General features: G+C 41.6%; 5 protein-coding genes. 2 read left to right on the top strand and 3 right to left on the bottom strand.

The window, feature by feature from the left end; translation table 11 throughout:
- Nucleotides 1-2,655: CHAT domain-containing protein (locus HWQ41_RS21295; RefSeq protein WP_292767158.1), on the top strand; the 2,655-nt coding region annotated here is incomplete at its 5' end.
- Here HWQ41_RS21295 and HWQ41_RS21290 read toward each other — a convergent pair.
- Nucleotides 2,652-3,020 (bottom strand): hypothetical protein, encoded by a 369-nt coding sequence (locus HWQ41_RS21290; RefSeq protein ID WP_292767155.1) that lies wholly within the window; start codon nt 3,018-3,020, stop codon nt 2,652-2,654. The genes HWQ41_RS21295 and HWQ41_RS21290 overlap by 4 nt on opposite strands.
- A 164-nt stretch (nt 3,021-3,184) precedes the next feature.
- Between HWQ41_RS21290 and HWQ41_RS21285 the strand changes: the two genes are divergently transcribed.
- Nucleotides 3,185-3,394, top strand: coding sequence for a toxin-antitoxin system, antitoxin component, Xre family protein (locus tag HWQ41_RS21285; RefSeq protein ID WP_292767152.1), 210 nt, complete (start codon nt 3,185-3,187; stop codon nt 3,392-3,394).
- 66 nt (nt 3,395-3,460) lie between these two features.
- Here the strand turns inward: HWQ41_RS21285 and HWQ41_RS21280 are convergent, their stop codons facing one another.
- Together HWQ41_RS21280 and HWQ41_RS21275 are read right to left on the bottom strand one after the other, a co-directional pair.
- Nucleotides 3,461-4,504 (bottom strand): M42 family peptidase, encoded by a 1,044-nt coding sequence (locus tag HWQ41_RS21280; protein WP_292767164.1) that lies wholly within the window; start codon nt 4,502-4,504, stop codon nt 3,461-3,463.
- Nucleotides 4,505-4,517: 13 nt separating this feature from the next.
- The coding region (locus HWQ41_RS21275) for an SGNH/GDSL hydrolase family protein (protein WP_366931692.1) at nt 4,518-5,618 on the bottom strand (1,101 nt) is incomplete at its 5' end.

Genomic DNA, 5,618 nt, shown 5'->3' with positions numbered 1-5,618 from the left:
AGCGATAGAATTAAAGGAGACAGGGCAGATAACATCGAACAGGCGATCGCGGCTTCTACTAGTGCTTTAACTGTCCACACCAGGGAAGCTTCGCCTGTTGATTGGGCAGCAACGCAAAATGATCTCGCAAATGCCTACAGGGAAAGAATTAAAGGAGACAGGGCAGATAACATTGAACAGGCGATCGCTGCTTCTACTGCTGCTTTAACTGTCACAACCAGGGAAGCTTTGCCTGTTGATTGGGCAATGACGCAAAATAATCTCGGACTTGCCTACAGCCAGAGAATTAAAGGAGACAGGGCAGATAATATCGAACAGGCGATCGCGGCTTATACTGCTGCTTTAACTGTCAGAACCAGAGAAGCTTTGCCTCAAGATTGGGCAGCAACGCAAAATAATCTCGCAAATGCCTACAGCGATAAAATTAAAGGAGACAGGGCAGATAACATTGAACAGGCGATCGCTGCTTTAACTGCTGCTTTAACTGTCTACACCAGGGAAGCTTTGCCTCAAGATTGGGCAGGTACGCAAAATAATCTCGCAAATGCCTACAAGGAGAGAATCAAAGGAGACAAGGCAGAGAATATCGAACAGGCGATCGCTTCTTATACTGCTGCTTTAACTATCAGAACCAGAGAAGCTTTGCCTCAAGCTTGGGCAATGACGCAAAATAATCTCGCTGTTGCCTACAGGGATAGAATTAAAGGAGACAGGGCAGATAACATCGAAAATGCGATCGCGGCTTTTACTGCTGCTTTAACTGTCTACACCAGAGAAGCTTTGCCTCAATCTTGGGCAATGACGCGATATAATCTCGGACTTTCCTATAGCCAGAGAATTAAAGGAGACAGGGCAGATAACATTGAACAGGCGATCGCTGCTTATACTGCTGCTTTAACTGTTGACACCAGAGAAGTTGTGCCTCAAGCTCATGCAGAAACTTTGTTTCAACTGGCAATAACTTACCAAGACGCAAACAAGTTTGACTTAGCATACAATACTCTTGAGTCTGCCATTGTCACTATAGAATCTTTGCGGGAAGAAATAGTATCTGGAGAAGAAAGCAAACGCAAACAAGCGGAACACTTTAACCAAGTTTATAGCTGTATGGTAGAAGTTTGCAGGGAATTAAATAAGATTACCGAAGCAATTGAATATGTTGAACGTAGTAAAACCCGCAATTTAGTCGAACAAATCCTCGAACGCGACTCTAAAACCATCTTCCCTCCAGAAGTATTCACTCAATTAGAAAAATACAGGGATGAAATAGCCGTAGGACAATATCAAATCCAAAATGGCAAAGCTGAAAAGCCCAAAGTCCTTGCACAACATCTACAACAGTTGCGACAGCAGCGTAATGAATTGCAAAACCAATACTTACCTGTTGGTTATGGTTTCAAATTCCACTCCTTCCAAGGTTCTTTGGATGAGCATACAGCCATTATCGAGTGGTATATTCTCAACGATAAAATTTTGGCGTTTATTGTCACAAAACAAGGAGAGGTAACTGTTTGGCAATCCCAACCAGAAGACCAACAAGCTTTGTATGATTGGGTAAATCAATATTTGCAGAATTACTACAATCAAAACGACCAATGGCGAAATAACTTAGGGGAAGCACTCAAAGAATTAGCTTCGATTCTACATATTGATGAAATCTTAACCCAGATACCAAAGCACTGCGATAAACTCATCCTAATTCCCCATCAATTCCTGCATTTATTCCCCCTTCATGCAATCCCAGTAAGTCAAAATTCTGAAAATTCGTGTTGTCTTCTGGATTTATTTGCTGGTGGTGTGAGCTATGCACCCAGTTGTCAACTACTGCAACAAGTACAACAGCGCAAACGTCCTGATTTTCAATCTCTGTTTGCAATTCAAAATCCTACAGAAGACCTGAATTACACCGATTTAGAAGTACAAGTTATTCAAAGCTACTTTAATACTTCCAACGTTCTGAAAAAAACAGCAGCGACACTCACAGCTATTAATAATACTGACTTAAATACTTACCACTGCACCCACTTTAGCTGTCATGGGTATTTTAACTTAACTAACCCCGGTAATTCAGCCTTAATTTTGGCAAATGCACCCGTCGCAGACACACCAACAAAACTCGACTCCGAACGTTACCTGAATTTGCGAGTAGGGGAAACCCACGATTTAGAAAAATGCCTTACCTTAGATAAAATCTTCGCTCTCAAATTAGAAAAATGTCGCCTCGTCACCCTTTCCGCTTGCGAAACTGGATTAATTGATGTTCAAAATGCCAGCGACGAATATATTGGATTACCTAGCGGTTTTCTATTAGCAGGTAGTCCCAGTGTCGTTAGTTCTCTATGGAAAGTAGATGACCTTTCCACCAGCTTTTTAATGATTAAATTCTACGAAAACTTAGTCAAACTTGATAACCTGGAAGCAGGAGATATTGCCATAGCCCTGAAACAAGCTCAAAACTGGCTGCGAAATCTGACTATTGAAGAATTAGACAGATTTTTGGAAGAACACAAACCCCAAATTGAAAAAGTCCTTGCTCAACTAAGAGTAGGACAACGCATCATATTTCAAGAATCTTTGAAATTAATTAAGCAACGTCAACCCCTACCTTTTGCAAATCCCTACTACTGGGCTGGATTTACAGCATCTGGACTTTAAGCACCAGATTCGGGGACTTTACAAAACTTTTTCGCACCCAGTTTAAACACGCAAATACTCAGTGCAGTCGCAGTACCTAGAGGAATGCCTGCACTAACAGCCAATGGTTCTACAATTGGAGCAATTAATCCAGATTCCAAAAATTGTCTAACTTCCTCCTGACAGAGGAATTGGCGGCTTTTTTCCAGCAAATCATTTAACGATCTATCTGCTTCCTGTGCAGTCTCCCGCATAACAAGCAGTGGAACTGCATCGTCTAAATAGCCTTCACACTCTTCTATGGTATCCAATGCTGTTAAAGCTTCAGGACTATTCGCCAACTGTCTGCGAAACTGACTAATTTCCTCTGGTGTAACTGTAAGCATTTAAATAAATACACGAAATTTCAGCAATTATACCTCTAATAGTTTCGCAGAAAGCTTTTAACAAATCGAGACAGTTAGCGATCGCCTTCATGGCTAGAGAGAACTAAAAACTATAATGAATGCATAAAGCAACCAATACAGGCAAGGTTAGGAGAATCTAAATAATGCAGGCTGATAGCATTTCAGAGCAAAGGTTACTTCAAAAAATTCGCCAGCTACCTCCCGAAAAAGTTTTGCTAGTTGAAGATTTTATTGATTCTTTGGATCAGCAAAATACAGACCATAGCCTTACCTTTGCCGCAGCAAAACTTTCTGAACCAGTTCTGTTCAAAATCTGGGATAACCCTGATGATGCAGAGTATGACACACTATGAATTTGATGATGTTAGCTATATTTAGGTTGATATGCGATCGCTCCTTCAAATCAAAGCCTCAAATTATCACTCAAACTCAGTTTCGCAGAAAGCTTTTAACAAATCAATACAATTTGCGATCGCTCCTAAATGAGCAATTTCATATCCATGTGTATTTTGGGTAGGAAATGCCAAACAAGCAGCACGCCCAACATGCCCAAATTTCATTGCAATTGAAGCATCACTACCAAATCCACTCAGAGTTGTTAACTGCACTGGCATATCCAATTGCTTGGCACTATGGCGCAGTTGGCCATTTAGCCCCTCATCATATATTCCATAAGCATCTTGAGATAAAAGTACAGGACTTTCCCCATCTTTAACAGGATATTCCTCAGATAATGGACAAATTTCTAAAGCAATCAAGGCATCCAAACGCTGATTTTGGGTGAAAAATAGCGCCCCAATTGCTCCCACTTCTTCTTTTGCTGATGCCACTAAATAAACATCAACAACTGGCTGTTTTAGGTTTTCAGCTAAAGCTAACAGAATCGCCACAGAAGCTTTGTTATCTAAGGTGTAACTGGCAATATGATCCTTTAACCTAATTGGATGCTTGCGATGCTTACCGATCACCATTCTAGTTCCAGGTCGAATACCAGCTGCTTCTAATTCAGCAGATGTCAGCTTCGTTTCAATCCAGGCATTTTCCCACTTCACAGTAGTATCTTCCTGCTGCACTTTTTGAGGAGATTCATGGGAAACATGGCGGGAACCAAAGCTGAGAATTCCACTGATAGTTTCGTTATCTCCCAGTAAATCGACAACGCCTTCCCCGTAAACCCACGGGAAAGAACCGCCGAGTTTGCTGACTTTGACACGACCTTGATCACCGATACTCTTGACAATTGCGCCAATTTCATCTTTGTGTGCGGTGATCGCAATCGCTCCGTCTGGATTTTTCCCTGGAATTTTCGCAATAATATTATCGGCGCGATCGCACCATACTTCCACACCTAGCGCCGCAAATCGTTGCATCAACAGCTGGTTAATCTCAGCTTCTGCACCACTAGGAGAATGATGCATGACTAATTCTTCAATAATTTGAAATAAGCGATCGTAATCCCACATCAATACAGTTCGTTTAATTTTCAACTATTGTATGAGACAATTTTGCATCAACAACCCGACCTGCTGATACAAGTGTTTTATTTTTTTGTTGACGCTTCAGCACTGCGATCGCACCAAAAGCACCAAGGGCTAAAATCCCCAAGTTAATCGAAGGTTCAGGGACAGACTTAGCATCAATCGCCGCCAGTGCAGCATCTGCTATCAGCTTATGAGCAGCAGTTGTTGGGTGCAAACCGTCCCAGATCAGAAATGTGTTGTTACCTGGGTTACATATATCTAGGTTAGATAGACAAGACTCAGTTACATTTGTCAAACCCAATGCACTTGCCTGATTAAATAAAGAATAAGTATCAACAGAGATGATGTTGAGATCCGGGTTTTCACTCAAAGCGCTGACAGTTGTTGCTAAACCCGAGTTAAACTCACTAGTCGATTCGCTAAGGGTTGCAGGGTTGAGATTGTAGGCTTGATCAGCTGGTAGCTTTCCTAAATCTGGCAAATTAAACACCAAAATATTTTTCGCCCCGACTCCTGCGAGAATGTTCAACGCCTCGGATATATTACTGATTGGTGTCGTCGGATCTTTAGGGTTAACAAACAATAAATCATCCGCGCCTCCCCATAATGTATAAAGTGCATTTGGATCAGCAGTTTGATGATTTGCTTGCAGAGTTCCAGCAAAATCAAGGACTTGTTGAAGCACTCCCGGTAAATTTGCATTGGGAAGGATAGCGTTATCTAAACCAGAGCTAGCACCACCGAAAGCGAAGTTTATCCCCTGGGTAGGAATTGGTGTGGAAGGAATAGTAGTGAATAAAGTGGACTTTAATCCTAGCTGATTTCCGAGATAATCCACCCAGATCGGCCCATCGGAAAAACGTCCTTGAAAGTAAGGTGGGCTTAGAGGGTATGTTCCACCCGAAGCATTATATATATTGCCTGTATCGGAAAGACTATCACCAAATACATAAAGCTGATCAAAACTCGCAGCCGAGGCTTTGGTCGGCAACATGAAAGAAAATAGAACAAATCCTGCTGCGATCGCTTGTTTTTTCATATTCCTTTTACCTGTAGTATTTTTTAGTTTAAACCTCTTGCAAAAGTCCCCTAACAC

It is taken from the genome of Nostoc sp. NOS(2021) (assembly GCF_017115025.1).
Lineage (GTDB): Bacteria > Cyanobacteriota > Cyanobacteriia > Cyanobacteriales > Nostocaceae > Nostoc.
Note: the sequence above shows the minus strand (reverse complement) of the source record. Positions and strands in the feature narration are given on the sequence as shown.

What these genes read in the sequence shown, in the direction of transcription:
- HWQ41_RS21285 (WP_292767152.1), top strand. Translation starts at nt 3,185, where the DNA reads ATGCAGGCTGATAGCATTTCAGAGCAAAGGTTACTTCAAAAAATTCGC.
- HWQ41_RS21280 (WP_292767164.1), bottom strand. Translation starts at nt 4,504, where the DNA reads ATGTGGGATTACGATCGCTTATTTCAAATTATTGAAGAATTAGTCATG.
- HWQ41_RS21290 (WP_292767155.1), bottom strand. Translation starts at nt 3,020, where the DNA reads ATGCTTACAGTTACACCAGAGGAAATTAGTCAGTTTCGCAGACAGTTG.